This window comes from Streptomyces sp. NPDC003720, assembly GCF_042875075.1.
Classification (GTDB): Bacteria; Actinomycetota; Actinomycetes; order Streptomycetales; family Streptomycetaceae; genus Streptomyces.
In genome coordinates, this window is sequence record NZ_JBIANZ010000006.1 from 406,021 (window position 1) to 431,814 (window position 25,794).

General features: G+C 73.5%; 21 protein-coding genes and 2 pseudogenes. 18 read left to right on the forward strand and 5 right to left on the reverse strand.

Annotated features, from left to right (window positions below):
• The first annotated feature begins 27 nt into the window (after nucleotides 1-27).
• The 10 genes and pseudogenes from ACFYU0_RS19225 (at nucleotide 28) to ACFYU0_RS19270 (ending at nucleotide 10,163) form a co-directional block, all read left to right on the forward strand.
• A complete protein-coding gene (locus ACFYU0_RS19225) occupies nucleotides 28-858 on the forward strand; it encodes a slipin family protein (protein ID WP_351666816.1) in 831 nt (276 codons plus the stop codon).
• A 119-nt stretch (nucleotides 859-977) separates the two neighbouring features.
• The gene (locus ACFYU0_RS19230) at nucleotides 978-2,501 is read left to right on the forward strand and encodes an FAD-dependent oxidoreductase (RefSeq protein ID WP_389302610.1); all 1,524 of its coding nucleotides are present in this window, start codon (nucleotides 978-980) and stop codon (nucleotides 2,499-2,501) included.
• Nucleotides 2,502-2,586: 85 nt separating this feature from the next.
• Nucleotides 2,587-3,441: a polysaccharide deacetylase family protein gene (locus ACFYU0_RS19235; RefSeq protein WP_389302612.1), complete on the forward strand. Its 855-nt coding sequence runs from the start codon at nucleotides 2,587-2,589 to the stop codon at nucleotides 3,439-3,441.
• 18 nt (nucleotides 3,442-3,459) lie between these two features.
• The gene (locus ACFYU0_RS19240) at nucleotides 3,460-3,651 is read left to right on the forward strand and encodes a hypothetical protein (protein WP_351666810.1); all 192 of its coding nucleotides are present in this window, start codon (nucleotides 3,460-3,462) and stop codon (nucleotides 3,649-3,651) included.
• Nucleotides 3,652-3,714: 63 nt separating this feature from the next.
• Entirely contained in the window at nucleotides 3,715-4,434 is a 720-nt protein-coding gene (locus tag ACFYU0_RS19245; RefSeq protein ID WP_389302615.1) for an aminoacyl-tRNA hydrolase, read from the forward strand.
• A gap of 121 nt (nucleotides 4,435-4,555) precedes the next feature.
• Nucleotides 4,556-5,384, forward strand: a pseudogene (locus ACFYU0_RS19250) (DUF692 domain-containing protein); the annotation flags it as partial.
• An 845-nt stretch (nucleotides 5,385-6,229) separates the two neighbouring features.
• Nucleotides 6,230-6,631 (forward strand): annotated as a pseudogene (locus tag ACFYU0_RS19255) (endonuclease); the annotation flags it as partial.
• 105 nt (nucleotides 6,632-6,736) lie between these two features.
• Nucleotides 6,737-7,504, forward strand: coding sequence for a DUF4142 domain-containing protein (locus ACFYU0_RS19260; RefSeq protein ID WP_389302616.1), 768 nt, complete (start codon nucleotides 6,737-6,739; stop codon nucleotides 7,502-7,504).
• 96 nt (nucleotides 7,505-7,600) lie between these two features.
• Nucleotides 7,601-8,383, forward strand: coding sequence for a TIGR04222 domain-containing membrane protein (locus ACFYU0_RS19265; protein WP_389302618.1), 783 nt, complete (start codon nucleotides 7,601-7,603; stop codon nucleotides 8,381-8,383).
• 148 nt (nucleotides 8,384-8,531) lie between these two features.
• Nucleotides 8,532-10,163, forward strand: coding sequence for an alpha/beta hydrolase (locus ACFYU0_RS19270; protein WP_389302621.1), 1,632 nt, complete (start codon nucleotides 8,532-8,534; stop codon nucleotides 10,161-10,163).
• 88 nt (nucleotides 10,164-10,251) lie between these two features.
• Here the strand turns inward: ACFYU0_RS19270 and hemQ are convergent, their stop codons facing one another.
• The gene (gene hemQ / locus ACFYU0_RS19275; protein ID WP_351666798.1) at nucleotides 10,252-10,983 is read right to left on the reverse strand and encodes a hydrogen peroxide-dependent heme synthase; all 732 of its coding nucleotides are present in this window, start codon (nucleotides 10,981-10,983) and stop codon (nucleotides 10,252-10,254) included.
• A 4-nt stretch (nucleotides 10,984-10,987) separates the two neighbouring features.
• Nucleotides 10,988-12,442, reverse strand: coding sequence for a protoporphyrinogen oxidase (gene hemG / locus ACFYU0_RS19280; protein WP_389302624.1), 1,455 nt, complete (start codon nucleotides 12,440-12,442; stop codon nucleotides 10,988-10,990).
• A 174-nt stretch (nucleotides 12,443-12,616) separates the two neighbouring features.
• Between hemG and ACFYU0_RS19285 the strand changes: the two genes are divergently transcribed.
• A complete protein-coding gene (locus tag ACFYU0_RS19285) occupies nucleotides 12,617-13,579 on the forward strand; it encodes a DUF4349 domain-containing protein (RefSeq protein ID WP_389302627.1) in 963 nt (320 codons plus the stop codon).
• Nucleotides 13,580-13,629: 50 nt separating this feature from the next.
• The gene (locus ACFYU0_RS19290; protein WP_389302629.1) at nucleotides 13,630-15,030 is read left to right on the forward strand and encodes an FAD-dependent oxidoreductase; all 1,401 of its coding nucleotides are present in this window, start codon (nucleotides 13,630-13,632) and stop codon (nucleotides 15,028-15,030) included.
• Nucleotides 15,031-15,042: 12 nt separating this feature from the next.
• Here ACFYU0_RS19290 and ACFYU0_RS19295 read toward each other — a convergent pair whose 3' ends face one another.
• A complete protein-coding gene (locus ACFYU0_RS19295; RefSeq protein ID WP_351666851.1) occupies nucleotides 15,043-15,303 on the reverse strand; it encodes a hypothetical protein in 261 nt (86 codons plus the stop codon).
• 122 nt (nucleotides 15,304-15,425) lie between these two features.
• Here ACFYU0_RS19295 and ACFYU0_RS19300 point away from each other — a divergent pair, with 122 nt between their 5' ends.
• The gene (locus ACFYU0_RS19300) at nucleotides 15,426-16,250 is read left to right on the forward strand and encodes a rhomboid family intramembrane serine protease (protein ID WP_351666790.1); all 825 of its coding nucleotides are present in this window, start codon (nucleotides 15,426-15,428) and stop codon (nucleotides 16,248-16,250) included.
• Between the two features lie 36 nt (nucleotides 16,251-16,286).
• Here the strand turns inward: ACFYU0_RS19300 and hemE are convergent, their stop codons facing one another.
• Complete coding sequence (gene hemE / locus ACFYU0_RS19305) at nucleotides 16,287-17,354, reverse strand: uroporphyrinogen decarboxylase (protein WP_351666788.1); 1,068 nt, start codon at nucleotides 17,352-17,354, stop codon at nucleotides 16,287-16,289.
• Nucleotides 17,355-17,450: 96 nt separating this feature from the next.
• On the opposite strand from hemE, the gene ACFYU0_RS19310 reads away from it, so the two are divergent.
• From ACFYU0_RS19310 to ACFYU0_RS19330, 5 genes are all read left to right on the forward strand, one after another.
• A complete protein-coding gene (locus tag ACFYU0_RS19310) occupies nucleotides 17,451-18,128 on the forward strand; it encodes a DUF3000 domain-containing protein (protein ID WP_389302632.1) in 678 nt (225 codons plus the stop codon).
• A 281-nt stretch (nucleotides 18,129-18,409) separates the two neighbouring features.
• The gene (locus ACFYU0_RS19315) at nucleotides 18,410-19,069 is read left to right on the forward strand and encodes a response regulator transcription factor (RefSeq protein ID WP_351666784.1); all 660 of its coding nucleotides are present in this window, start codon (nucleotides 18,410-18,412) and stop codon (nucleotides 19,067-19,069) included.
• A gap of 155 nt (nucleotides 19,070-19,224) precedes the next feature.
• Nucleotides 19,225-20,514 (forward strand): ribonuclease D, encoded by a 1,290-nt coding sequence (locus tag ACFYU0_RS19320; protein WP_389302635.1) that lies wholly within the window; start codon nucleotides 19,225-19,227, stop codon nucleotides 20,512-20,514.
• A gap of 328 nt (nucleotides 20,515-20,842) precedes the next feature.
• Nucleotides 20,843-22,063, forward strand: a complete 1,221-nt coding sequence (locus ACFYU0_RS19325; protein ID WP_351666780.1) for an acetyl-CoA C-acyltransferase — start codon at nucleotides 20,843-20,845, stop codon at nucleotides 22,061-22,063.
• Nucleotides 22,060-24,189 carry a 3-hydroxyacyl-CoA dehydrogenase NAD-binding domain-containing protein gene (locus ACFYU0_RS19330; RefSeq protein ID WP_389302638.1) on the forward strand — a complete coding sequence of 710 codons (2,130 nt, stop codon included), beginning with the start codon at nucleotides 22,060-22,062 and terminating at the stop codon, nucleotides 24,187-24,189. Before ACFYU0_RS19325 ends, ACFYU0_RS19330 begins: the two co-directional genes overlap by 4 nt.
• A 56-nt stretch (nucleotides 24,190-24,245) precedes the next feature.
• Here ACFYU0_RS19330 and ACFYU0_RS19335 read toward each other — a convergent pair whose 3' ends face one another.
• Nucleotides 24,246-25,769, reverse strand: coding sequence for a hypothetical protein (locus ACFYU0_RS19335; protein WP_389302641.1), 1,524 nt, complete (start codon nucleotides 25,767-25,769; stop codon nucleotides 24,246-24,248).
• Between the last annotated feature and the right edge of the window lie 25 nt (nucleotides 25,770-25,794).

Below are 25,794 nucleotides of genomic sequence, written 5' to 3' on the forward strand. Positions count from 1 at the left end.
GGCAGGCCTCTCGGTGAGGAGGTCATCATGCTCCAGGAGCTGCTGGGGGCGGCCGTGGCCGCCGCATCCGTCGGCGTCGTCTACCTCGCGATGGCGGCGCGTGTGGTCAAGCAGTACGAGCGGGGTGTGCTCTTCCGGCTCGGGCGGGTCATGGGCGAGGTGCGCGAGCCGGGCCTGACGCTCGTGATCCCGTTCGTGGACCGGCTGCACAAGGTGAACATGCAGATCGTGACCATGCCGGTCCCCGGCCAGGAGGGCATCACCCGGGACAACGTCACCGTGCGGGTGGACGCCGTCGTCTACTTCCGGGTGGTCGACGCGGCGAGCGCCCTGGTGAAGGTCGAGGACTACAAGTTCGCGGTGTCCCAGATGGCGCAGACCTCGCTGCGCTCGATCATCGGCAAGAGCGACCTGGACGATCTGCTCTCCAACCGGGAGAAGCTGAACCAGGGTCTGGAGCTGATGATCGACAGTCCGGCCGTCGGCTGGGGCGTCCAGGTGGACCGGGTCGAGATCAAGGACGTGTCCCTGCCGGACACCATGAAGCGGTCGATGGCCCGCCAGGCCGAGGCCGACCGGGAGCGCCGGGCCCGGATCATCAACGCGGACGCCGAACTGCAGGCCTCCAAGAAGCTCGCCGAGGCCGCCGAGCAGATGTCCGAGACCCCGGCCGCGCTCCAGCTACGGCTGCTGCAGACGGTGATGGCGGTGGCGGCCGAGAAGAACTCCACCCTGGTGCTGCCCATCCCGGTGGAGCTGCTGCATTTCCTGGAGAGGGGCCACCAGCTCGGGCAACTGCCCACCCCCAACGGCGACGCGGGGCAGCGCCAGGCGCCGCGGCAGCCCGAGGAGAAGTGAGCGGGGCGAGCGGGACGTGAGCGGGGCGAGCGGGACGTGAGCGGGGCGAGCGGGACGTGAGCGGGGCGAGCGGGACGTGAGCGGGACGTGAGCCGGGCCGGGCTGGGTACCCGGCGGCCATGCGCGAGATGCGACAGGTCACCGACTCGTACTGGCTGCGGACCGCCCCCGGGCCGTCCCACCCCGCTCTGACGGACGACATCGACGTCGACGTCGCCGTCGTCGGCGCGGGCATGGCAGGGCTCAGCACCGCCCACGAGCTGACCCGGGCCGGGCTGCGGGTGGCGGTGCTCGAGGCCGGCCGGGTGGCGGCCGGGGTCACCGGCTACACCACCGCGAAACTGACCGCGCAGCACACCCTGGTCTACGACCGGCTGCGGCGCACCCGCGGCCCCGAGGGCGCGCGGCTGTACGCCCGCTCCCAGTCGGAGGCGATCGAGCACGCGGCCGCGCTGGTGACCGGGCTGGGCATCGACTGCGAGTGGGAGGCCCGGGACGCGTACACGTTCGTACGGGACGGCGAGCGGGTGGCCGAGGTGCGGGCGGAGGCGGAGGCCGCGCGGGAGGCGGGGCTGGACGCCTCGTTCACCACGGAGACCGGACTGCCGTTCCCGGTGGCGGGCGCGGTACGGGTCGCCGGGCAGGCGCAGTTCCATCCGCTGAAGTACCTGCGGGCCGTGACGGCCGACCTGGTCGCGCGCGGCGGGCAGGTCTACGAGAACACCCGGGTCGTCGGCCTCGCGGAGGGCGGCGAGCCCTGCCGGCTGACCACCGAGTCGGGCCGTGCGGTGACCGCGCGGGACGTGGTGATCGCCACCCACTACCCGGTCTTCGACCGGGCGATGCTCTTCTCCCGCCTCTCCCCCCGCCGCGAACTGGTCGTCGCCGGTCCGCTGGGCGACGGGCCCGACCCCGGGGGCATGTACATCACGCCGGAGGAGAACACCCGCTCGGTGCGCACCGCGCCGTACGGCGAGGACGGGCAGCGGCTGCTCGCCGTCACCGGTGAGCACTTCACGCCGGGCACCGGCGATCCCGCGGCGGGCTTCGGCCGGCTCGCCGAGTGGGCGGAGAAGCACTTCCCCGGGGTGGACCTGGAGTACGCCTGGGCCACGCAGGACAACGACTCCACCGACACCGTGCCGCTGGTCGGCCCGTTCCACCCCGGCGCCCGTCACACCTACGTCGCCACCGGCTTCGGCGGCTGGGGGCTGAGCGGCGGCATCATGGCCGGGCTGCTGCTGACGGCGCTGATCACGGGCGAGGACCGCCCGTGGAGCGACCTGTACGACCCGCGGCGGGTGAAGTCGGTGCTGCGCGAGGCGCCGTCACTGCTGAAGACCCAGGCCGAGGTGGCCTGGCACTTCGTGGGCGACCGGCTGCGCCCGCCGGCCTCCCCGGACGACCTGGCGCCCGGCGAGGGCGCGGTGGTCCGCGTCGGCGGCAGGCACCTGGCCGTGCGCCGTGACGAGGAGGGCGCCCTGCACGCGCTGTCGGCCCGTTGCACCCACCTCGGCTGCCTGGTCGCCTTCAACGGGGCCGAGCAGGCCTGGGAGTGCCCCTGCCACGGCTCGCGCTTCGGCGTCGACGGCCGGGTCATCCAGGGCCCGGCGGTGCGGCCGCTGGAGGAGCGGGAGCTGTGAAGTGCTCCCGCCGCCCGGGTGACTCCATCGGAGCGTCATTAGTCATATGAACTGAAAACCGTCCGATAAATCCTATTTTCATACGGTGATCGCATCTCTACGCCGCCTCACCGCCTGCTGCGCCCTCGGCGCGGCCCTCGCCGCCTGCGGTACCGCGGGCAGCCCCGGGCCGGCCCGTCCGGCCCACGCCAACCCGGCCCCCTCCACATCCCCGTCCGCCTCCCGGCCCCCGACCCTCGCCCCGGGCCCGGGCGGCCTGACCCCGGTGTTCGAGCACGGCCCGCGCAACCTCGGCAAGACCGTGGCGCTGACCTTCGACGCCGACATGACCGCCGACGAGGGGCCCCGCGCCGCCTCCGGCGAGCACTTCGACAACCCGGATCTCATCGGCGCCCTGCGCCTGCTGAAGGTCCCGGCGACCGTCTTCATGACCGGCCGCTGGGCCGAGCAGTACCCGGCCCAGGCCCGCACACTCGGCCACGATCCGCAGTTCGAGGTGGCCAACCACTCCTACAGCCACTACGCGTTCACCGGCGACTGCTACGGCCTGCCGACGGTCGGCGCGGACGGGATGCGCAAGGAGGTAGAGCGGGCGTACGCCTCCCTGCGCGCGGCGGGCGTGCCGCACCCGATGCCGTACTTCCGTTTCCCGGGCGGCTGCTACGACCGCCAGGCGCTGCGGGCGCTCGGCCCGACCGGGGTCACCGCGGTGCAGTGGGACGTGGTGAGCGGCGACGCGTTCGCCACGGACGCCGACGCGGTCGTCCAGCAGGTCCTGGACGGCGTCAAGCCGGGCTCGGTGGTCGTCATGCACTGCACCCGCAGCGCCGCCCCCACGACCGAGCGCGTGGTCCGCGCGGTCGTGCCGGAGCTGCGCCGGCAGGGCTACCGGTTCGTGAAGGTCTCCGAGCTGATCGGGGAGACCGATGGGCACCGGTGACCGCCCTACGCTGGAGACATGACCGACAACGACGACGAGACGTACTGCATGATCGTCGACACCGCCAGGCCTCCGAAGGCAGACGCTCCGCCCTACGCCGAGTGCGTCCTGTGCCGGGAGCCCACGGAGTACCCGGAGTCGTACAAGGGCGTCACCCTGTGCCCGCGCTGCGAGTGGCAGGAGGCCCAGCGCACCGCCTGCTCCGGCTGAGCGGCGGGCGGTGCGCCGGGCCCGTCCGAGGCCCCCGGCGGGCTTCTCGTAGGCTGGGCCCTTGTGAGTCATGCCCCAGCCGCCCCCGGTGACAGCCCCTTCCAGACCAAGCGCACCCCGCGCGACGAGGCGCCGCAGTTCGTGCTGCCGCTCGTCGTGCGGATCGAGAAGAGCGCTCCGCCCGCCCGTACCGACGCCCTGGAGACCGCCGCCCGCGCGGTGCTGCTGATGCTCGGCGACGACCGGGCCGTCGGGGACGGCGAGTGGGCGGAGGCCGTGCGGAACTGGGAGGACGCCCGGATCCGCAAGGTCGTGCGGCGGGCCAGGGGCGCGGAGTGGCGGCGGGCCGAGGCGCTGCCCGGCATCACGCTGACCGGGGAGTCCGCGGAGGTGCGGGTCTTCCCGCCGGTCCCGCTGGACGGCTGGCCCAAGGACCTGGCGAAGCTGCAGGTGTCCGGGACGGAGCTGGACGATCCGGAACCGCCGGCCGGCGCCGACCGCGCCCGGCCCGTGCTGTGGCTCAACCCGGAACTGGAGATGTCGGCGGGCAAGACGATGGCCCAGGCCGGCCACGGCGCCCAGCTCGCCTGGTGGGCCCTGTCCCCCGAGGCCCGTGCCGCCTGGCGCGACGAGGGCTTCCCGCTGTCCGTGCGCACCGCGGCCCCCGGCGACTGGCCCGGGCTCACCACCAGCGGCCTGCCGGTGGTCCGCGACGCCGGATTCACAGAGATCGCCCCCGGTTCCTGCACGGTCGTCGCCGACCATCCCGCGCTGCGCCGGTAGCCGCCGGGGGTCGGGCGGCGACCGCGGGGAACCTCAAATGTTGCTCTGAACGCTCGCCGGCCAGGGTTCGGGGCCGCACCGCGGGGCCATACCCCCGTCATCCGGAGGAGGGGGTGCGGGCATGCCGCGACTGGGGACGGGCATCGGCTGGCGGCCGGAGATCGCGGACGCCGTGGAGGCCATGCCGGGCATCGACTGGGTGGAGGCGGTGGCGGAGAACGTCTGCACCGGCCACCTGCCGGAGTCGCTGCTGCGGCTGCGCGAGCGGGGCGTGACCGTGATCCCGCACGGCGTCTCCCTCGGCCTCGGCGGAGCCGAGCGCCCCGATCCAGGGCGGCTTGCGGCGCTCGCCGAGCGGGTGACGGCGCTCGGCGCGCCCCTCGTCACGGAGCACATCGCGTTCGTCCGGGCGGGCGGCGAGCTCACCGCGTCCCCGCCGCTGGAGGCGGGCCATCTGCTGCCCGTGCCGCGCACCCGGGACGCGCTCGACGTGCTCTGCGAGAACGTGCGGATCGCGCAGGACGCCCTGCCGGTGCCGCTGGCCGTGGAGAACATCGCCGCGCTGTTCTCCTGGCCGGGCGAGGAGCTGACCGAGGGGCAGTTCCTGTCCGAACTGGTCGAACGCACCGGCGTACGGCTGCTCGTCGACGTGGCCAACCTGCACACCAACCACGTCAACCGGGGCGAGGACCCGGCGGCGGCGCTCGCGGCGCTGCCGGTGGAGGCCATCGCGTACGTGCACGTCGCGGGCGGGGTCGAACGCGACGGCGTCTGGCACGACAGCCACGCGCACCCCGTGCCGCGCGCGGTGCTCGACATCCTGACCGACCTCGCGTCCCGCGTCACGCCGCCCGGCGTCCTGCTGGAACGGGACGACGACTTCCCCGAGCCCGCCGAGCTGGAAGGGGAACTGAACGCCATCCGCGCCGCCCTGACGGCGGGGACGGCCCGCTCGACGGGCCCCGGCAAGCCGGGCACGGCGGGGGCTCCGCCCGCCGGCAGCGAGCCCACGGCGGCGGACAGCGCCCCGGCGACCGGCGGCGCGCCGATGGTCACCGGCAGCCCCGCCGACAGCGGTTACCGGCCCGCGAGCTGCGGCCAGGCGGAGGACGTCGATCCGGCCCGGGACGACGCATCGACGCCGGGCGACGCTCCGGCCCGGCACGGCGCACCGGCGGTGAGCGGCGAGCCTGCCGCGAGCGACAGCGGGGCCGAGGGCGGCGACCGGGCAGGAGACGGCGGCAGCCGGGCCGCGAGCGACAGCCCAGCCGAGGGCGACAGCCAGGCCGAGGACGACAGCCCAGCCGAGCGCGACAGCCGGGCCGAGCGCGACAGCCAGGCCGAGCGCGACAGCCAGGCCGAGCGCGACAGCCGGGCCGAGCGCGACAGCCAGGCCGAGCGCGACAGCCAGGCCGAGCGCGACAGCCAGGCCGAGCGCGACAGCCAGGCCGAGCGCGACAGCCAGGCCGAGCGCGACAGCCAAGCCGGGTACGGCGGCAGCCGGGCCGAAGGCGACGGCAGGTCCTGGGACGACAACAGGACCGGGAACGGCCCCGGCCGGGCCGAGGGCGGCAGCCGGGAAGCGGGCCGCAGCCGAGTCGGGGACGACCGGGCCGAAGGCGACAGAACGACCGGGGACCACAGCCGGGCCGAAGGCGGCGCCAGCCGGGCAGTGGAAGGCAGCCGGACCTGGCCCGACGGCGCCAGCCGGCCCGACGGCGCCAGCCGGCCCGACGGCGCCAGCCGGGAAGAGGACGTGGGGCCGGTGGGGACCGTCGGGGGCGCGGGCGGGGAAGAGGCTCGGCAGCGGCTGGGTGTCGCTCAGGCCGCGGTGCTGTCGTCGCTGGTGGCCGGGACGCCGGTGCCGGAGGGGTTCGACCGGGCTCGGATGGGGGTGCAGGCGCGGGCCCTCGCGGCCAAGCGGGCGGGTGTGGTGGCGAAGGTGGCGCCCGAGCTGCCGGTGATCCTCGGGGACGGGTACCGGGCCGCGTTCCTCGAGTACGCCCGGAGCCTGCCGATGAGCGGCGGCTACCGCCGGGACGCGCTGGACTTCGCGGGGCACCTGCTCAAGCTGGGCCGCCCCGACGACCCGGCGGTCCGGCGGGAACTGCGCGAGTGGTGGCTGCACCGCGCGGGCCCGGCGCCCCGGCCGAGGGGCCTGGCGGCACGGGCGCGGGTACTGCTGCGCAGGGCCTGATCCGCCCGGTCCGCCCCGGGCCATCCGCCGTGACCCGTTCGCCCGGCCCCGCAGTAATATGCCAACCCCGCACCCAGCACCCCGGAGTGCGGTGCAGGAGGCACCATGCGACCGCGACCCCCCGTCAAGGGCCGAGGCATACTCAGCGGCACCGGGCTCATCATCACGGCCCTCGCGGCGACCGCCGCGGCGCTGCTCTTCCCGCTGTGGTCCTACGCCGGCCGGCAGGACGGCACGGCCGCCCAGGTCCTCGCCGCGCGGACCGTGACGACGCCGTACGGCCCGCTGTCCGAGCGGGACCGGGACTTCGTCACCAAGGTCCGGCTGGCGGGGCTGTGGGAGCTGCCGGCCGGCCAGATGGCCCTGGAGAAGGGCACCACCCAGGCCGTGCGGGACGCGGGTCAGCATCTGATCGACGGCCACACCTCGCTCGACGCGCACGACCGCACCGTCGCCGCCCGGCTCGGCGTGCCGCTGCCCGACGAGCCCAACGCACAGCAGAGGCAGTGGCTCGCCACGCTGCGCTCCGCCCAGGGCCAGGAGTTCGACCGGCAGTTCGCGGGCCTGCTGCGCCTCGCCCACGGCCGGGTGTTCTCGCTGGTCGCCGAGGTTCGTGCCGGTACCCAGAACACGCTGGTGCGCGATCTGGCCGACGACGCCAACACGACCGTGCTGGACCACATCAAGGTCCTCGAGGCGACCGGGTACGTCGACTTCTCCGCGCTGGCCCGGGACCTCGCGACCACCCCCTCCCCCGTGCCGACGCCCCCGGTCACCGACGCCGGTTCGGCGGTGCCGGTCGCGCCCTCGCCGTCCGGGTCGTACGCGATGCCGCCCGCCACCTCGACCCCGCTCCCGGTCGACGCCCCCTGACCTGCAAGGCAAACGGAACGTCACGTACCGGCAACGCTCGGTCCGGATGCTGGAACGGGCATGGCGTTTCCCAGGGCCCTGGCATAGAAACACGTCATGTTCTGGGTCCTTCTGCTGCTTCTGGCCTGGGCGTTCGCGGGCGTCGCGTGCACCCGGCTGTGCCTGGCCGCGGTCCGCGCCGCGGACCTCGACGCCAACGGCGTCCCGACCGCTCCGGAGCACGATCTGACGCTGTACGAGGCGGCGTTCCTGTCCGGCGGTCCGGCGCGGGTCGCCGACGTCACCATGGTCTCCATGGCCCGGCAGCGGCGGCTGCTGCTCGCGCACACCGGCTGGGCCACGGTGGTGGATCCGCGCGGCCGCGACGACATCGAGCGGTCCGTCATCGGGGCGATAGGGCCCGATGGCCAGTCCAGGATCGCCCCGGTACGGGCCGCCGCGGCCGGTGCCGAGGCCGTACGGCGCCTCGCCGACGGACTGGTGCGTTCGGGGCTCGCCGTGCCGGACGGCGCGCGGACGACGGTGGCGGACGGCGTCCGCCAGGTGCGGGCCGCCGCGCTGGCCGTGTGCGCGCTGGCGCTGGCCGCCCTGCTGCTGCCCGCGCAGACCGGGATGCCCCGGTTCCTCGTCACGCTGTGGTTCGCGCTGCCCCTGGCGCTGACCGTGAGCTGCCTCGCCATCGCGCGGATCGAGGCGCACCCCTACTCGCGCTGGGCCTCCCCGGCCGGCCAGCGGCTGCTGGGCGCGCTGCCCCGGCGGCCCGGCGGTGACGGCGACGAGCGGTCCTTCCTGACGTCCGTCGCCGTGCGGGGCGTCCGCGCCGTCGGCGAACCGGAGCTGCGCGCGGCCTTCGCCCACCGCGACCGCCGGGGGGAGTGAGACCGCCCATCGGGGGCGCACCGGGGGCATTCCCGGCGACACCGCCGCGCGGTGCTTGCCTTCACCGGTAGCCGAACGAAACATCCCTTGTGTGATCGTCGGGCCGTGGCAGCCGTGCCATCGCCGCCGCGCACCGGAGGGATACGCGATGAGAGCTGCCGCCCTGTACTCGGCCGCCGGGTCCCTGCTCCTCGCGGCCCTGGCGGCGGCTCCGGCGGACGGCGCCGCGGGCGCGCCGGCCACGGCCGAGGCGCGCGGAACCGCGGTGGCCGCGCAGCGGGCGCGCGAGGCCGGCGTCGAGTTCGCCCGGTGCGACGGCCGGGACGCGCCGCGGAGCCTGGAGTGCGGCACGGTGCGCGTCCCGCTGGACTACGCGCGGCCCGACGGCAAGCAGATCGAGCTGACCGTCAGCCGGGCCCGGGCCACCCACCGGGACCCGCACAACAGCAAGCGGAAGGTGCCCCGGCAGGGCGCGCTCGTCTACAACCCGGGCGGCCCCGGCGCCTCCGGCATGTACTTCCCGATGGCCCGCACCCTGCCCGCGTGGCAGCGCATCGCCGCCGCTTACGACCTCGTCGGCTACGCCCCGCGCGGGGTGGGCCGTTCCGCGCCGCTGTCCTGCGTCGAGCCGAAGCTCTTCCTCCACGCGCCCACCGAGTCGCCGTCCCACCCCTCCGAGCAGTACAAGCGGCAGCGCATCGCCCGGGCGAAGGCGTACGCGCGCGGCTGCGCCGAGCGGTCGGGCAGCGGGCTGCGGTTCTACAACTCGCTGAACAACGCCCGTGACCTGGACGTCCTGCGGGCGGCGCTGGGCGAGGACCGGCTGACCTACATGGGCGCGTCGTACGGCACCTACTTCGGCGCGGTGTACGCGACGCTGTTCCCCTCGCACGTCCGGCGGATGGTGCTGGACTCCGCGGTGGACCCGGCCCCGCAGAAGGTCTGGTACCGCGCCAACCTCGACCAGTCCGCCGCGTTCGAGGACCGCTGGGCGGACTTCCGCGAGTGGGCCGCCCGGCACGACGGCGTGTACGGGCTGGGCGACACCGCGGCGAAGGTGCAGGACAGCTACGACACCGCGCGGGGCCGGCTCGCGGGGAAGGCGGCGGGCGGCAAGGTGGGGCCGGGCCAGCTGCAGAACGCGTTCCTCCAGGCCGGGTACTACGACGACCTCTGGCCGGGCCGGGCCGCCGCGCTGTCGGCCTATCTGAAGGGCGACGCCAGGCCGCTGGTCGACCTGGCCGCGCCGGACGCGGGGACGGCCGCCCAGGCGGAGAACGCGAGCGCGGTCTACACGGCCGTCGAGTGCAACGACGCGCCCTGGCCGACGGACTGGAAGGTGTGGGACCGCGACAACACCCGGCTCGCGCGCAGCGCGCCGTTCGAGACCTGGGACAACGCGTGGATGAACCTGCCCTGCGCGTACTGGCCGGCCCCGCGGCAGCGGCCGCTGGACGTGCGGACGGGTCCCGGTGAGCTGCCGCCGGTGCTGGTCCTGGCCGCGGAGCGGGACGCGGCCACTCCGTACTCGGGTGCGCTGGAGATGAGCCGGCGGCTGGCCGGCTCGGCGCTGGTGACCGAACGGGACGCCGGTACGCACGGCCTCGGGGGCGGCCCCAACCGGTGCGTGAACGGCCACCTGGACGGCTACCTGCTGGAGGGCCGCGTCCCGGGGCGGCGCGCCGCCTGCGCACCGCGCCCGGAACCGAGGCCCGAGGACCCGGCCTCCCCCGCCGCGAAGCGACCCGACCGGGACGCCCTCAAGGGCAAGGCGTCCTAGGCCGGCCCCGCCACCAGGTCCGCGATGTCGCGGCGGCGGCCCGTGCCGCGTCTCCCGGGGGACAACCCCCGAACCCCCGGCCGACAGCTCAGGCCAGCCCCGCCACCAGGTCCGCGATGTCGCGGCGGCGGCCCGTGAAGAAGGGGACCTCCTCGCGGACGTGCCTGCGGGCCTCGGAGCCGCGCAGGTGGCGCATGAGGTCGACGATGCGGTACAGCTCGTCGGCCTCGAAGGCCAGCATCCACTCGTAGTCGCCGAGCGAGAACGAGGCGACGGTGTTGGCGCGGACGTCCGGGTAGCCGCGGGCCATCTTGCCGTGGTCGGCCAGCATCCGGCGGCGGTCCTCGTCGGGCAGCAGGTACCAGTCGTAGGAGCGCACGAAGGGGTAGACGCTCACGTAGTCGCGGGGCGTCTCGTCGGCGAGGAACGCCGGGATGTGCGAGCGGTTGAACTCGGCGGGGCGGTGCAGCGCCATGTTCGACCACACCGGCTCCAGCGCGCGGCCCAGCCGGGTGCGCCGGAAGAGGTTGTACGCCTCCTGGAGCTGGTCGCTGGTCTCGGCGTGCCACCAGATCATCAGGTCGGCGTCGGCGCGCAGCCCGGAGACGTCGTAGGTGCCGCGGATCGTCACGTCCTTCGCGGCGAGCTGGTCGAACAGCTCCTGGACCTCTTCGGCGTAGCCCGCGCGGTCCTCCGGGAGCACGTCCTTCAGCTTGAAGACGGACCACAGCGTGTAGCGGATGACCTCGTTGAGGTCCTTGGCCAGCTTGCCCTTGTTCGGGATCCTGCCGGTCTCGGGGGTGGAGGCGTCGTCACTCATGTTCCTATTCTCCCGCTCCGCCGTGCAGGCTCTGCACCGGGTCGGCCGTCAGCTTGCGCACACCGTCGAGGTCGCCGCCGAGCTGGTCGACGGCCGCGTGGGCGCTCGCGACACAGGCCGGAATGCCGACGCCGTCGTACTGCGCGCCGCACACCGCGAGGCCCGGCAGCTTGGCGACGTGCTCGCGGATGCGGGCCACGCGCGCGTGGTGGCCCACCGGGTACTGGGGCAGTCCGCCGGTCCAGCGGGTCACCCGGGTCTCCAGGGGCGTGGCGTCCAGGCCGGTGGCCTCGCGCAGGTCGTGCCGGGAGACGGCGACCAGCTCGGCGTCCTCGCGCTGGAGCACCTCGGTCTCGCCGTGCCGGCCGACCGAGGTGCGCAGCACGACGACGTCCGGGTCCTCCTCGGCGATCCAGCCCCACTTCTGGGAGGCGAAGGTGGACGCCTTGATGGTGCGGCCGTCGACGGGCGGCACCAGGAACCCGCTGCCCTCGGGCAGGGCGAGGCCGGTGCGGCGGTAGGCGAGGGTGATCAGGGCCATGGAGGCGTACTCGACGGCGGAGAGTTCGGCCGCGGCCTCCGGGGCCTCGGCGCGCAGCAGCGCGGCGGCGGCCGGGGCGGGCACGGCGACGATCACCGCGTCGGCGTCCAGCACCCGCTCCCCCGCGGTGACCCGCCAGTGGCCGGACGCCTCCCGGCGCAGTCCGGTCACGGGCATGCGGCAGAGGATGTCGCCGCCGAGGGCGCGCACCGACTCGGCGACCGCGAGCGGCAGCCGGCCCACGCCGCCCTCGATGCCCGTGAACACCGGTCCGGTCTGCCGGTTCGCCTCGGCCTTCGCCTGGATGTCGCGCACGGCCTCGGTGAGGGAGTCGTGGTCGCGGGCCGCCCGGAAGAGCTGCGGGACGGCCGAGCGCATCGAGATGCGGTACGCGTCGCCCGCGTACACCCCGCCGAGGAGCGGTTCCACCAGCCGGTCGACGACCTCCCGGCCGAGCCGCGCCGCCACGTACTCGCCGACCGCCACGTCGTCGCCGATCTCGGTGCGGGGCAGTCCGGCGTCGCGCTCGATGCGGGCGAGGCCCTCGTCGGACAGCACGCCGGCGAGCGCGGCGGCGGTGCCGGGGACGCCCATCACATGCCCCTTGGGCATGGGGCGCAGGGCGCCGCGGGTCCAGATCGAGGCGGTCGCGGTGGCCGGCGGCTGGAGGCGCTCGGCGAGGCCCACCTCGCGGGCGAGGGTCACCGCCTCGGGACGGCGGGCCAGCATCGACTCGGCGCCCAGGTCCACCCGGACGCCGGCGATCTCGCCGGGGAGCAGCTTTCCGCCGACGCGGTCCGAGGCCTCGAGCACGGTCACCCGGGCGCCCCGTCGCAGCAGCCGGTGGGCGGCGGCCAGCCCCGAGATCCCGGCTCCGACGACGACGACATGCTCCGTAGGCGTACCCGTTGCGCTCATGTCCCCCACTCTCTCAGACCCCGCCGACAGGCCCGTCCCGGACCGGTGTCCGGGACGAGTCCGGACCGTGACCGCTTCGGAACCGGCGCGCCCCAACGTCCCGGGCCGCCCGGGCGTCGAAGGAGCGTCAGAGGTCATTGCCGTCGTGTCTCACCGCTTCCGGGGGTACCGCCCATGCGCACACCACGTCCCGTACGACCCGTCCGCGCCCTGGCCGGGGTCCTGCTCGCCGCCTGCCTGGCGCTGGCCGGGTGCAGTGCCGCCGGCGACTCGGGCGGCGATTCGGCCAAGTCGGCCGCGGACGGCGCCGAGCGGCAGGCGGGTGCCGCCGGCGGCAAGGCGGACGACGCGAAGTCGGCCCGCCGGGCGCCCTCGTCCGTCCCGAGCGCCGTCATCCGCACCGCCTCCCTGACCGTCGAGGTCAAGGACGTGCCCAAGGCGCTCGGGGAGGCCCGCACGACCGCCGAGAGCGCGGGCGGTTACGTCGGCGGCGAGAACACCTCCCGGGACTCCGACGGCCACGAGTACACGCGCGTGGTGCTGCGGGTGCCGGCCGCGCGGTACGACGAGGTCCTCGGCGACCTGCAGGGCGCCGGCCGGCTCGTCGAGCGCACCGCGAAGGCGCAGGACGTCACCGACCAGGTCGTGGACGTGGACAGCCGGGTCAAGTCGCAGCGGGCGAGCGTGGCCCGGATCCGGACGCTGATGGACCGGGCGGCCAAGCTGAGCGACGTCGTCACCCTGGAGGGCGAGCTGAGCAGCCGGGAGGCGGACCTGGAGGCGCTGCTCGCCCAGCAGGCGTCCCTGAAGGACCGCACCAGCCTGGCGACCATCACCCTGTCGCTGTCCGAGACGCCCGTGAAGAAGGCCGCCGACGACGACACGCCGGGCTTCGTGGACGCGCTGTCGGGCGGCTGGCACGCGTTCGTCACGATGCTGCGCTGGATCGCCCTGGTCCTGGGGGCGCTGCTGCCGTTCGCCGCGCTCGCCGCCCTGCTGGCCCTGGTGTGGACGCGGCTGGTCCGGCCGCGGCTGCCGCGCCGCCCGGCGCCGGTCCCCGCACCGGCGGCCGTACCGGGCGCGCTGCCGCACGCGCGTCCGGCGCCGGAGCCCGCGCGGGAGCCCGGCCGGGACTGACACGCGAGCCCGGCCGGGACCGAAACGGCCGCGCATCGTAGCGTGTTCGCATGAGCATGAACGGTGGGCGGGACGGCAGGCGGCGGCTGGTGGTGATCGGCGGCGACGCCGCGGGGATGTCCGCGGCGTCGCAGGCGCGCCGGATGTCGGGTCCGGACGAACTGGAGATCGTTGCCTTCGAGCGGGGCCACTTCAGCTCCTACTCGGCGTGCGGCATCCCGTACTGGGTGGGCGGTGACGTGCCCGAGCGCGACCAGCTCATCGCGCGCACCCCGGCGGAGCACCGCGCGCGCGAGATCGATCTGCGGATGCGCACCGAGGTCGTCGAGATCGACGTGGCCGGGCAGCGGGTACGCGCGCGTGACGTCGATTCCGGCGCGGAGTCCTGGACGTCGTACGACGGGCTGGTCATCGCCACCGGCGCCCGTCCGGTCCGCCCCGACATGCCGGGCGTGGACGCGCCGGGCGTGCACGGGGTGCAGACCCTGGACGACGGCGAGGCGCTGCTGGACTCGCTGGAGCGGGCGCCCGGCCGGCGCGCGGTGGTCGTGGGCGCCGGCTACATCGGCGTCGAGATGGCCGAGGCGCTGATCAACCGGGGCTTCGAAGTGACGGTCGTCAACCGCGGCAAGGAGCCCATGTCGACCCTGGACCCGGACATGGGCCGCATGGTCCACCGGGCGATGGAGGGGCTCGGCATCACCATGGTGAACGACGCCGAGGTGACCAAGGTGCTGACCGGCGAGGACGGCCGGGTCCGCGCGGTGGCCACCGAGGACGCCGAGTACCCGGCGGACATCGTGGTGCTGGGCATCGGGGTGCGTCCGGAGACCTCGCTCGCCCGTGCGGCGGGGCTGGCCCTCGGCGCGCACGGCGGCCTGCTCACCGACCTCGCGATGCGGGTGCGCGGCCACGAGAACGTCTGGGCGGGCGGCGACTGCGTCGAGGTGCTGAACCTGGTCTCGGGGCAGGAGCAGTACGTTCCGCTGGGCACCCACGCCAACAAGCACGGCCAGGTCATCGGCACCAACGCGGGCGGCGGTTACGCCACCTTCCCGGGTGTGGTGGGCACGGCGGTCAGCAAGGTCTGCGACCTGGAGATCGCGCGCACCGGACTGCGCGAGAAGGACGCCCGCCGGGTGGGCCTGCGGTTCGAGTCCGTCACCGTGGAGTCGACCAGCCGGGCCGGCTACTACCCCGGCGCCTCCCCGATGACGGTGAAGATGCTCGCCGAGCGCGGCACGGGCCGGCTGCTCGGCGTCCAGATCGTCGGCAGGGAGGGCGCGGGCAAGCGGGTCGACATCGCGGCGGTGGCGCTGACCGCGCAGATGACGGTGCAGCAGATGACGGCCCTTGACCTCGGGTACGCCCCGCCCTTCTCGCCGGTGTGGGACCCCGTCCTGGTGGCGGCGAGGAAGGCGACGGCGAAGGTGCGGGACGGTCAGCGGTGAGCAGCGGGCGGTTCAGGCCGTCGTGCTGATCCGCGGCAGGGAGGTGACGCCTCCGCCGGCCGTCACGGCGGCGGGCTGCTCCCCGGCGGGTTTGGCGTGCGAGGCGGACGGCCGGGTGGACCGCAGGCGGTAGCTCACCGCCTCGTCCAGCGTCACCGGCCGCTGCATCTGCGCCGCCAGCCGCCCGGCATCCTGACCGAGCCGGGCGACGTCCTCCCAGGGGAGCCGTATCACCAAGGACAGCTCGGCCTCGCCGTCGGGCAGCGCCTGCATCGCCGTCACCTGCGGAGCGTTCGCGTTCATCGCCTGATCCTCACGTCGGTTGAGAGGAGATACGCGGCCCCGCCCGCCGGCGTTCACCGATTCACCGGCCGTATCCCGGGCAGTACTTCTGTGTGGTCATCCCCGTCCATGACGTGAACCCGGCGCGCCGCACCCCGTATGTGACGTACGCCCTCGTCGCCGCCAACGTCCTCGTCTTCCTCGTCACTCCCGGCACCCTCGGTTCGGTGCCGGGTTCGAGCGAACTGGCGCAGCTCTGCCATCTGCAGGCGTTCATGGACCACTACGCGGCGGTCCCCAGAGAGCTGATCCACCATCAGATGCCCCGTGCGGTGCCGACCGGCGGCATCGGTGTGGGCCCGCACGGCCCGGGCTGCGTGGTGGGGCCGGCCGCCTACGACAAGTCCCCGGCGCTGTCCGTGTTCACGGCGATGTTCCTGCACGGCGGCTGGCTGCACCTGCTGGGCAACATGCTGTTCCTGCTGATCTTCGGCAACAACGTCGAGGACCGGATGGGCCACATCCGCTACTTCCTCTTCTACGTCTTCTGCGGCTACGCGGCCGGTTACGGCTTCGCGCTGCTCAACGCCACCTCCGCCGAGCCGCTGATCGGCGCGTCCGGCGCGATCGCCGGTGTGCTCGGCGCGTATCTGGTGCTGTACCCGAGGGCCCGGGTCTGGGTCCTCGTGCCCTTCCTCGTCTTCCTGCCGCTGCGGCTGCCCGCCTGGCTGGTGCTGGGCTTCTGGTTCGGGCTGCAGGCGGTGTACTCCTCCGGGCACGGGGTGTCCGGAGCCGGGACGGTGGCCTACTCGGCCCACGTGGTGGGCTTCGTGGTGGGCATGGTGCTGGCCTGGCCGCTCAAACCGGGCACCCCGCCACCGCCGGAGCCGCGCCGCCTGGTGTTCGGCAGGCAGGCGCGGCCCCGTCAGGTGTGGTGAGCGCGGGCGCGGTGAGCGTGCGGCGGGCGGCCGCGCTCAGCGGGCGGTGCTGGTGTGGACGTACTCCACGAGCCGGGTCAGCGCGTCCGGGTCGGTGTTCGGCATGACCCCGTGGCCGAGGTTGAAGACGTGGCCCTCGAGTCCGGCGGCGGTGTCGAGCACCTCGCGGGCGCGGGCCTCGACGGTGTCCTTGTCGGTGAACAGCACCGTCGGGTCCAGGTTGCCCTGGAGCGCCTTGCCCGGTCCGACGCGGCGGACGGCCTCGTCCAGCGGGACGCGCCAGTCGACGCCGACCACGTCGGCGCCGGCCTCGCCCATCAGCCCGAGCAGCTCGCCGGTGCCGACGCCGAAGTGGATGCGCGGGACGCCGTAGCCGGCGACGGCGTCGAACACCTTCGCCGAGGCGGACATCACCGACCTGCGGTAGTCGGCCGGGGCCAGCGCGCCGACCCAGGAGTCGAAGAGCTGGACCGCCGAGGCCCCCGCCTCGATCTGGACCTTGAGGAACGCGGCCGTGATGTCGGCGAGGCGGTCCAGCAGGTCGGCCCAGAGCTGCGGGTCGCCGTACATCATCGCCTTGGCGTTCTCGTACGTGCGCGAGGGGCCGCCCTCGACCAGGTAGCTCGCCAGGGTGAACGGCGCCCCGGCGAAGCCGATCAGCGGGGTCCCGCCCAGCTCGCGGGTGAGCATGCCGATCGCCTCGGTGACGTAGGACACGTCCTCGGGCGTGAGGTCGCGCAGCCGGGCCAGGTCGGCGCGGGTGCGCACGGGCTGCTCCACGACCGGGCCGACGCCGGGCTTGATGTCCAGGTCGAGGCCGATGGCCTTGAGCGGGACGACGATGTCGCTGAAGTAGATCGCCGCGTCCACGTCGTGCCGGCGCACCGGCTGCAGCGTGATCTCGGTGACCAGCTCGGGCCGCATGCAGGACTCGAGCATCGGGACGCCCTCGCGCACCTTGCGGTACTCGGGCAGCGAGCGGCCGGCCTGGCGCATGAACCACACGGGGGTGTGCGGCACGGGTTCACGCCTGCACGCCTTGAGGAAGGCGCTGTCGTACGTAGCGGTCGGCTGCTTGCCCGCGGGGCTTGGGTTGGCACTCACGTCGGCAAGTCTCGCACGGCCGCGAAGCGAGAAGTGCGGCCGCCCTCAGGGGTGTCCTCCCTGCACGGGGGCACTGTTCCCCTTACTCTTCCCCGCATGGCTGCGGCTCAGGGACGATCGTCGGACGGCGCTGACGGAATGGACGACGCGAAGGACTCCGCCCAGGCGGAGGGCCGGACGGGCACGGCGGCGCCGCCGGCGTTCCGGGCCGCGGTCGACGCGCTGCGCGGCGCGCGGCTGCGGCCGCAGATCGAGGTGGAGCCCACACCCGCCCCGCAGCGGCTCGCCCCCTTCGCGTACGCGCTGGAGGCCGCGGTGGTCGACGGCGACGAGGACCTGGCCGACGGCCGGCTGGTACTGCTGCACGACCCGGCCGGGCACGAGGCCTGGCACGGCACCTTCCGGCTGGTGACGCTGGTGCGCGCGGAGCTGGAGCCGGAGATGGCGGCCGATCCGCTGCTGCCCGAGGTGTGCTGGTCGTGGCTGACCGGGGCGCTGCAGGCGCGCGGGCTGGCCTACGGCGAGCCCAGCGGAACCGTCACGCGCGCCAGCTCGCACTACTTCGGCGGACTGTCCGCCCGCCCCGCCGCCTCCCAGATCGAGATCCGCGCCTCCTGGACGCCGCGCGAGGGCCTGGGCGGGGCGCCGGACACCGCCGCGCACCTGGCCTCGTGGTGCGATCTGCTGGCCCAGGTCGGGGGGCTGCCGCCGGCCGGTCCGGGCGACGCCTCCGTGGTCACGCTGCCGCAGCGCAGGGGTCCGCAGTCACGGTGACCTGAGGCGCGGCCGTCCCTGATTCATCCTCTTGGGCGGCCTGTTGACTCTCTCTTTGTCGATACGGCCACTTTCTGACCTCGAATCGCATCGGCTCGAACCGATTCGATCTTCGGATGATCGATCGCCTGTCCGAATTGAACGGATTGTTACTCACTAGATCGTGATCATTCTCTAAAGGCGCACGGCTTTGCTGCCGAAGACGACTGTGACCCTGAAAGCACGTTTCGTCCCGGCTTCCTCCCCACAAGCCGGCCCCGTCCCCCCACCCAGGAGGCCTGGTGTCCGTTCTCCTCGAGCAGCCCGCAAGCCTGGTCGCCTACCGCCCGAACAAGCCGACCGCCATGGTGGTCGTGGCCGACCCGCGCGTCCGTTCCACCGTCACCCGCCATCTGTGGGCCCTCGGTGTGCGCGACGTGATCGAGGCCTCGTCCGTCGCGGAGGCTCGTCCCCGCATCGGCAACCCCCGCGACATCTGCGTCGCCGACGTCCACCTGCCCGACGGCTCCGGCCTGACCCTGCTGTCCGAGACCCGCGCCGCGGGCTGGCCCAACGGGCTGGCCCTCTCGGCCGCCGACGACATCGGCGCCGTGCGCAACGCCCTCGCCGGCGGGGTCAAGGGTTACGTCGTCACCGGAACCCGAACCAACATCGGCCTCCCCGCCCGGCCCGGCGCCGCTCCCCTCGGCGCCGCCGCCCGTATGCACCGCCGCCCCCCGGGTGCCCCGAGCCACCCGGGCGGCTACCGCGAGCTGTCCGGACGGGAGGTCGAGGTGCTCCGCCTGGTCGCCGAGGGCCAGTCCAACAAGGCGATCGGCGTCTCGATGGGCCTGTCCGCACTGACCGTGAAGAGTCACCTGGCCCGTATCGCCCGCAAGCTCGGCACCGGCGACCGCGCCGGCATGGTGGCCGTGGCGCTGCGGACCGGCATCATCCACTGACCCGTACCGACTCCTCCATACGACCCGTGAGCGCAATGCCCGTTCACTCATATGAACCGGAAGTTTCACCGGCCTGACTGGTTTACGACCCTGCGGCGCCCGTCGACGGAACGTTCCGTCGACGGGCGCCGCGCGCACACGGATACCCTTGACAGGTGACCGACGCCCAAGAGACCGCAGCAGACAGTTCCGTGCGCACCACCGGGGGCACTCCTCCGGACGACGCCGGGGCCACTGTGCTGGGGGCGCCGACTCCGCTGCTCGAGCCCCGCGAGGGGATTCCGCCCGTGATCGCCGACGAGGCCGCCCTCGCCGAGGTGATCGCCGCCTTCGCGGCCGGCTCCGGCCCCGTCGCCGTCGACGCCGAGCGCGCCTCCGGATACCGTTACGGCCAGCGCGCCTACCTGGTCCAGCTGCGCCGCGAGGGAGCGGGCAGCGCGCTCATCGACCCCGTCGCCTGCCCCGACCTCTCCGGTCTCGGCGAGGCGCTGGCCGGCGTCGAGTGGGTGCTGCACGCCGCCACCCAGGACCTGCCCTGCCTGCGGGAGATAGGCATGGTCCCGACCCGGCTGTTCGACACCGAGCTGGCCGGCCGGCTCGCCGGGTTCCCCCGGGTCGGTCTCGGCGCCATGGTCGAGGGCGTCCTCGGTTTCGTCCTGGAGAAGGGCCACTCCGCCGTCGACTGGTCGACCCGGCCGCTGCCCGAGCCCTGGCTGCGCTACGCCGCCCTGGACGTCGAGCTCCTGGTGGACCTGCGGGACGCGCTGGAGAAGGAGCTGGACCGGCAGGGCAAGCTCGACTGGGCGCTTCAGGAGTTCGCGGCGATCGCGGCGGCGCCGCCCGCCGAGCCCCGCAAGGAACCCTGGCGCCGCACGTCCGGGATGCACAAGGTGCGCCGCCGCCGGCAGCTCGCCGTCGTCCGGGAGCTGTGGCTGGCACGGGACCGCATCGCCCAGCGGCGCGACGTGTCGCCGGGCAAGGTGCTGTCGGACGCGGCCATCGTGGAGGCCGCGCTCTCGCTCCCGGCCAACGTGCACGCGCTGGCCGCGCTGAACGGGTTCGGGCACCGGGTGGGGCGCAGGCAGCTCGACCAGTGGCAGGCGGCGGTCGACCGGGCGAAGGCACTCCCCGAGGCGCAGCTCCCCCAGCCGGGACAGCCGGTCACCGGACCGCCGCCGCCCCGGGCGTGGGCCGACAAGGACCCCGCGGCGGCGGCCCGCCTCTCGGCCGCACGGGCCGGTGTGTCGGCGCTGGCAGAGCAGCTCAACATGCCCCAGGAGAACCTGGTCTCCCCCGACACCGTGCGGCGGGTGTGCTGGGAGCCGCCGGCCGCGGTGACCGCCGGGACGGTGGCGGACGCGCTGGCCGGCCACGGTGCGCGGCCCTGGCAGGTGGAGCAGGTGACGCCCGTGCTGGTCGCGGCGCTGTCGGGCGCGGGCGCCTGAACCGGAACCGGACTGGACGTCGAAATCACGCCAAGATCCTGGGCGCGTCGAGACGCCCCGCTTCCCGGTTCCGAGGCGCGTCCGCGCGCCCCTTCGTGGCCGAGGGCCCGCGTCCGACACCCGGGCGCGGGCTCTTTCCATGCCGGCCGCGGGAGCGGGACCGGGCGCGTGTCCCGGCGGGGAGGCACCCCCCTGCACACGGATCGACGACTCCGTCGGTGTGACGTTCACCGCTCCGGCCGGGGGGAGGACTGGGCAGTCACGTTACTCACAAGTAGCATGGCCCGTAAGCAAGCGCTCAGCATCCCGCATCTGGAGGAGAGCCATCGTGCCTCGTACCGTCAGGGACGTCGTCTTCGTCGACGGCGTCCGCACCCCGTTCGGCAAGGCGGGCCCGAAGGGCATCTACCACGAGACCCGCGCCGACGACCTCGTCGTCAAGGCGATCCGGGAGCTGCTGCGCCGCAACCCCGGCCTGGACCCCAAGAAGATCGACGAGGTCGCCATCGCGGCGACCACCCAGATCGGTGACCAGGGCCTGACCCTCGGCCGCACGGCCGGCATCCTCGCGGGCCTGCCGCAGTCCGTGCCCGGCTACTCGATCGACCGCATGTGCGCCGGCGCCCTGACCGCCGTGACCACCACCGCCGGTTCGATCGCGTTCGGCGCCTACGACGCCGTCATCGCCGGTGGCGTGGAGCACATGGGCCGCCACCCGATGGGCGAGGGCGTGGACCCGAACCCGCGCTTCGTCTCCGAGAAGCTGGTCGACGAGTCGGCGCTGTTCATGGGCATGACCGCCGAGAACCTGCACGACCGCTACCCGCAGATCACCAAGCTGCGCGCCGACGAGTACGCCGTGCGCTCGCAGGAGAAGGCCGCCAAGGCGTACGCCAACGGCAAGATCCAGCAGGACCTGGTGCCGATCTCGGTGCGCCGCACCAACGCCGAGGCCGGCGAGACCGGCTGGGGCCTGGTCACGGCCGACGAGCCGATGCGCCCGGGCACCACGCTGGAGAACCTGCAGGGCCTGAAGACCCCGTTCCGCGTGCACGGCCGGGTCACCGCCGGCAACGCGGCCGGCCTGAACGACGGCGCCACCGCGTCGATCATCGCGAGCGAGGACTTCGCCCGCGAGAACGGCCTGCCGGTCAAGATGCGCCTGGTCTCCTACGCCTTCGCGGGCGTCGAGCCCGAGGTGATGGGCTACGGCCCGATCCCGGCCACGGAGAAGGCCCTCGCCAAGGCGGGTCTGTCCATCTCCGACATCGGCCTGTTCGAGATCAACGAGGCCTTCGCCGTCCAGGTGCTGGCCCTCCTCGACCACTACGGCATCGCGGACGACGACGAGCGCGTCAACCAGTACGGCGGCGCGATCGCCTACGGTCACCCGCTCGCCTCCTCCGGCGTCCGTCTGATGACGCAGCTGGCCCGCCAGTTCGAGGAGCAGCCCGAGGTCCGTTACGGCCTCACCACCATGTGCGTCGGCTTCGGCATGGGCGCGACGGTCATCTGGGAGAACCCGCACTTCGACGGAGGCGACAAGTGAGCACCACCGCTGAACTCCTGAAGGGCGCGGCCGAGCTGTTCCCGGACGAGGTCGTCACGCAGGCGCACGTACGCCACTTCGACCTTCCCTTCGGGGCCGGGCGCTTCGCGCTCATCACCCTGGACAACGGCCTGGACCACACCAAGCCGACCACCTTCGGCCCGCAGTCGCTCGCGAACCTGAACGCCGCGATCGACCAGGTGGAGAAGGAGGCCGCGGACGGCGGGATCGTCGGCGCCGGCGTCACCGGCAAGCCGTTCATCTTCGCGGTCGGCGCCGACCTCAAGGGCGTGGAGCTGCTCAAGCAGCACGAGCACGCGCTGGCCATCGGCAAGGGCGGCCACGAGGTCTTCAAGCGCCTCGCGAAGCTGGCCGTGCCCACCTTCGCCTACTACAACGGCGCGGCGATGGGCGGCGGCGTCGAGGTCGGCCTGCACTGCACCTACCGCACGGTGTCGAAGGCCATCCCGGCGTTCTCCCTCCCCGAGGTCTTCCTCGGCCTGGTCCCGGGCTGGGGCGGCTGCACGCTGCTGCCGAACCTGATCGGCGCCGACAAGGCCGTCTCGGTCATCATCGAGAACAGCCTCAACCAGAACAAGCAGCTCAAGGGCAAGCAGGTCTTCGAACTGGGCATCGCCGACGCCCTCTTCGAGGGCGCCGACTTCCTGGAGCAGTCGCTGCTGTGGACCGCCCAGGTCCTCAAGGGCGACATCAAGGTCGAGCGCCCGGCGATCGACCGCGGCGAGGCCTGGGACCAGGCCGTCGCGCGCGGCCGGTTCATCGCGGACGGCAAGGTGCACGGCGCGGCCCCGGCCGCCTACCGGGCCCTGGAGATCATCGCGGCCGCCAAGAACGGCGACCTGCAGCAGGGCTACGACGCCGAGGACCAGGCCCTCGCCGACCTGATCATGGGTGGCGAACTGCGCGCCGGCATCTACGCGTTCAACCTCGTCCAGAAGCGCGGCAAGCGTCCCGCCGGCGCCCCGGACAAGAACCTGGCCCGCCCGGTCACCAAGGTCGGCGTCGTCGGCGCCGGTCTGATGGCCTCGCAGCTCGCCCTGCTCTTCCTGCGCCGCCTCGAGGTGCCGGTCGTCCTGACCGACATCGACCAGGAGCGCGTCGACAAGGGTGTGGGCTACGTCCACGCCGAGATCGACAAGCTGCTCGGCAAGGGCCGGATCAACCAGGACAAGGCCAACCGCCTCAAGGCGCTGGTGACGGGTGTCCTGGACAAGGCCGAGGGCTTCTCGGACGCCGACTTCGTCATCGAGGCGGTCTTCGAGGAGATCGGCGTCAAGCAGCAGGTGTTCGCCGAGGTCGAGGCCGTCGCCCCGGCGCACGCGATCCTCGCCACCAACACCTCCTCGCTGTCGGTGTCGGAGATGGCGTCGAAGCTGAAGCACCCCGAGCGGGTCGTCGGCTTCCACTTCTTCAACCCGGTCGCGATCCTCCCGCTGCTGGAGATCGTCCGCGGCGAGAAGACGGACGACGCCTCGCTGGCCACGGCCTTCGCCGTCGCCAAGAAGCTGAAGAAGACCGCGGTCCTCACCAAGGACGCCCCGGCGTTCGTCGTGAACCGCATCCTGACCCGCTTCATGGGCGAGATCCAGAACGTGATCGACGAGGGCACCCCGGTCGAGGTCGCCGAGAAGGCGATCGAGCCGCTCGGCCTGCCGATGTCCCCGCTGGTGCTGCTGGAGCTGGTCGGCCCGGCGATCGGCCTGCACGTCTCGGAGACCCTCAACCGGGCCTTCCCGGACCGCTTCACGGTCTCCCCGAACCTCGCGGCCGTCGTCAAGGCGGGCAAGCGCGGCTTCTACGTCTACGACAGCGGCAAGCCGGAGCTGGACCCGGAGGTCGCCGCGCTGCTGAAGCAGGGCGACACCGTCCTGACCGAGGAGCAGGTCCGCGACCGCGTCCTCGACGCGGTGGCCCAGGAGATCGGCCTGATGCTCGACGAGGGCGTCGTCGCCGAGGCCCAGGACATCGACCTCTGCCTGATCACCGGCGCCGGCTGGCCCTTCCACCTGGGCGGCATCACGCCGTACCTGGACCGCGAGGGCGTCTCCGAGCGGGTGAACGGCAAGCGGTTCCTGGAGGCGGGCGTGGCGAGCGTTCCGGCGTAAGCGCTCCCTGACCGGGAAGAGGGCCTCCGCCTGCGGGCGGGGGCCCTCTTCGTGTGTCAGTACTCGCCGTTGAACACGGCCGCGGGCGCCCCCGCCGACAGGTTCAGGACGGTGAAGGGAACCTGCGTGACCGCGGATTCGGCTCCGGAGTGGTCCACGGCGAAGACGTCGACGACGTGCATGCCCGCGCCCCACGCCCAGCCCGAGTCCCACGACCAGCTTCCGTCCTGAGCGACCGCGACGCCCCCGAGCAGTACGCCGTTCTGGCGGAACCCGACCTGTGCGGCGCCCCCGGCGGCTCCCCGGAACACGATCCGGGAGTCCATCACCTGTTCGTGGGCCACGGGTTCCAGCACCATCGGCGCGGAGGAGCCCGGCCCGACCGTCGACAGCACGGGCCCGCGGTCCCCGGCGGACGGGGCGAAGACCGGCGCGCCGGGCCCGTCCGCGCCGTCGACGGCCGTGAAGTGGGCCTCGACGCGCTCGGACTGGTAGCCCGCCGCGTCCACCGCGTAGAGCTTCACCGGGTGCTTCCCCTTGCTCCATGCCCGGCCGAGATCCCAGGACCAGCTGCCGTCGGGCGCGACGTCGGTCTGGCCCAGGTACTTGCCGTGTTCCCAGATGATCACGCGGACGGCGCCGCGGGCGTGTCCCGCGAGCCGTACGGCGTCCCGGCGGACCTCCTGCTGGTGCGCCGGCGCCGTCACCACGGGCGGCGGGAACTCCGCACCGCGGACCAGCGACGTGGCGGAGAGGTAGGAGTCGATGGCCGAGCGGTCGCGGCCGGGCTCCTCGTAGCCGTTGCGGACGAAGCCCAGGCGCGGGGCGATCCCGTCGATCAGGCAGTTGGCGATGCCCATGAGCAGGGGGACGTTGCGGCCCGCGACCTGGGTGTGGTCGGCGATGTGCGGGGAGTCGCTGAACACGAAGTTGAAGTTCTCGTAGGGCTGGAACAGCCCGAGGAAGGGTTCGACCTGGACCGGGTACTGGTCGTCCTGGACGGCCGACACGAGATAGATGTTCGCCGCACGGTTGGCCCCCGAGCGCAGCAGGTCGGGGATGAGCGCGTCCACGGCCCGGACGTTCTCCTCGGGGACACCCTCACCGAGCATGTAGCGGGCGGTGCCGGGGTGCACGTCGCGTACGTACGTCCCGATCAGGAACTGCGGCGCGATGGCGACGATGTTCCGGAAGCCGTACTTCAGGCCGAAGTAGAGAGCGGCGCTGCCGCCCTTCGAGCCGCCCCACAGGGTGACGGAGTCGGGGGTGAGGTCGAGGGCCCGCATCACATTGGAGATCAGCGTGACGACGGACTGCTCAAGGGAGAAGTCCATCCCCTTGCACAGGTAGTAGCTGCGGTTGTCGTCGAACTTGTCGCGTATCCAGAGGACGTTGGCACGCAGTTTGTCGAACACGCCGTTGGACCAGCCGTAGTCGGCGGGCGCGGCGAAGTTGGCGAACACGACGACCAGGTGCCGGTTGCCCTTCTGGGCGTGGCTGAACCGGTACTCGACCGGGAAGGTCCCGGAGGCCTCTATGCCGACGAGCAGCTGACGTCCACTCGAGGATGCTTGGGGCATGTCGGAAATCCACTTCCTGTTCTGC

Excerpts from the sequence above, each read along its gene's own strand:
- ACFYU0_RS19225 (WP_351666816.1), top strand. The coding sequence starts at position 28 with ATGCTCCAGGAGCTGCTGGGGGCGGCCGTGGCCGCCGCATCCGTCGGC.
- hemQ (WP_351666798.1), bottom strand. The coding sequence starts at position 10,983 with ATGAGTGACGACGCCTCCACCCCCGAGACCGGCAGGATCCCGAACAAG.
- ACFYU0_RS19310 (WP_389302632.1), top strand. The coding sequence starts at position 17,451 with ATGGCTGCGGCTCAGGGACGATCGTCGGACGGCGCTGACGGAATGGAC.
- ACFYU0_RS19240 (WP_351666810.1), top strand. The coding sequence starts at position 3,460 with ATGACCGACAACGACGACGAGACGTACTGCATGATCGTCGACACCGCC.
- ACFYU0_RS19295 (WP_351666851.1), bottom strand. The coding sequence starts at position 15,303 with ATGCAGGCGCTGCCCGACGGCGAGGCCGAGCTGTCCTTGGTGATACGG.
- ACFYU0_RS19335 (WP_389302641.1), bottom strand. The coding sequence starts at position 25,769 with ATGCCCCAAGCATCCTCGAGTGGACGTCAGCTGCTCGTCGGCATAGAG.
- ACFYU0_RS19285 (WP_389302627.1), top strand. The coding sequence starts at position 12,617 with ATGCGCACACCACGTCCCGTACGACCCGTCCGCGCCCTGGCCGGGGTC.
- ACFYU0_RS19260 (WP_389302616.1), top strand. The coding sequence starts at position 6,737 with ATGCGACCGCGACCCCCCGTCAAGGGCCGAGGCATACTCAGCGGCACC.
- hemG (WP_389302624.1), bottom strand. The coding sequence starts at position 12,442 with ATGAGCGCAACGGGTACGCCTACGGAGCATGTCGTCGTCGTCGGAGCC.
- ACFYU0_RS19270 (WP_389302621.1), top strand. The coding sequence starts at position 8,532 with ATGAGAGCTGCCGCCCTGTACTCGGCCGCCGGGTCCCTGCTCCTCGCG.
- ACFYU0_RS19265 (WP_389302618.1), top strand. The coding sequence starts at position 7,601 with ATGTTCTGGGTCCTTCTGCTGCTTCTGGCCTGGGCGTTCGCGGGCGTC.
- ACFYU0_RS19230 (WP_389302610.1), top strand. The coding sequence starts at position 978 with ATGCGCGAGATGCGACAGGTCACCGACTCGTACTGGCTGCGGACCGCC.
- ACFYU0_RS19290 (WP_389302629.1), top strand. The coding sequence starts at position 13,630 with ATGAGCATGAACGGTGGGCGGGACGGCAGGCGGCGGCTGGTGGTGATC.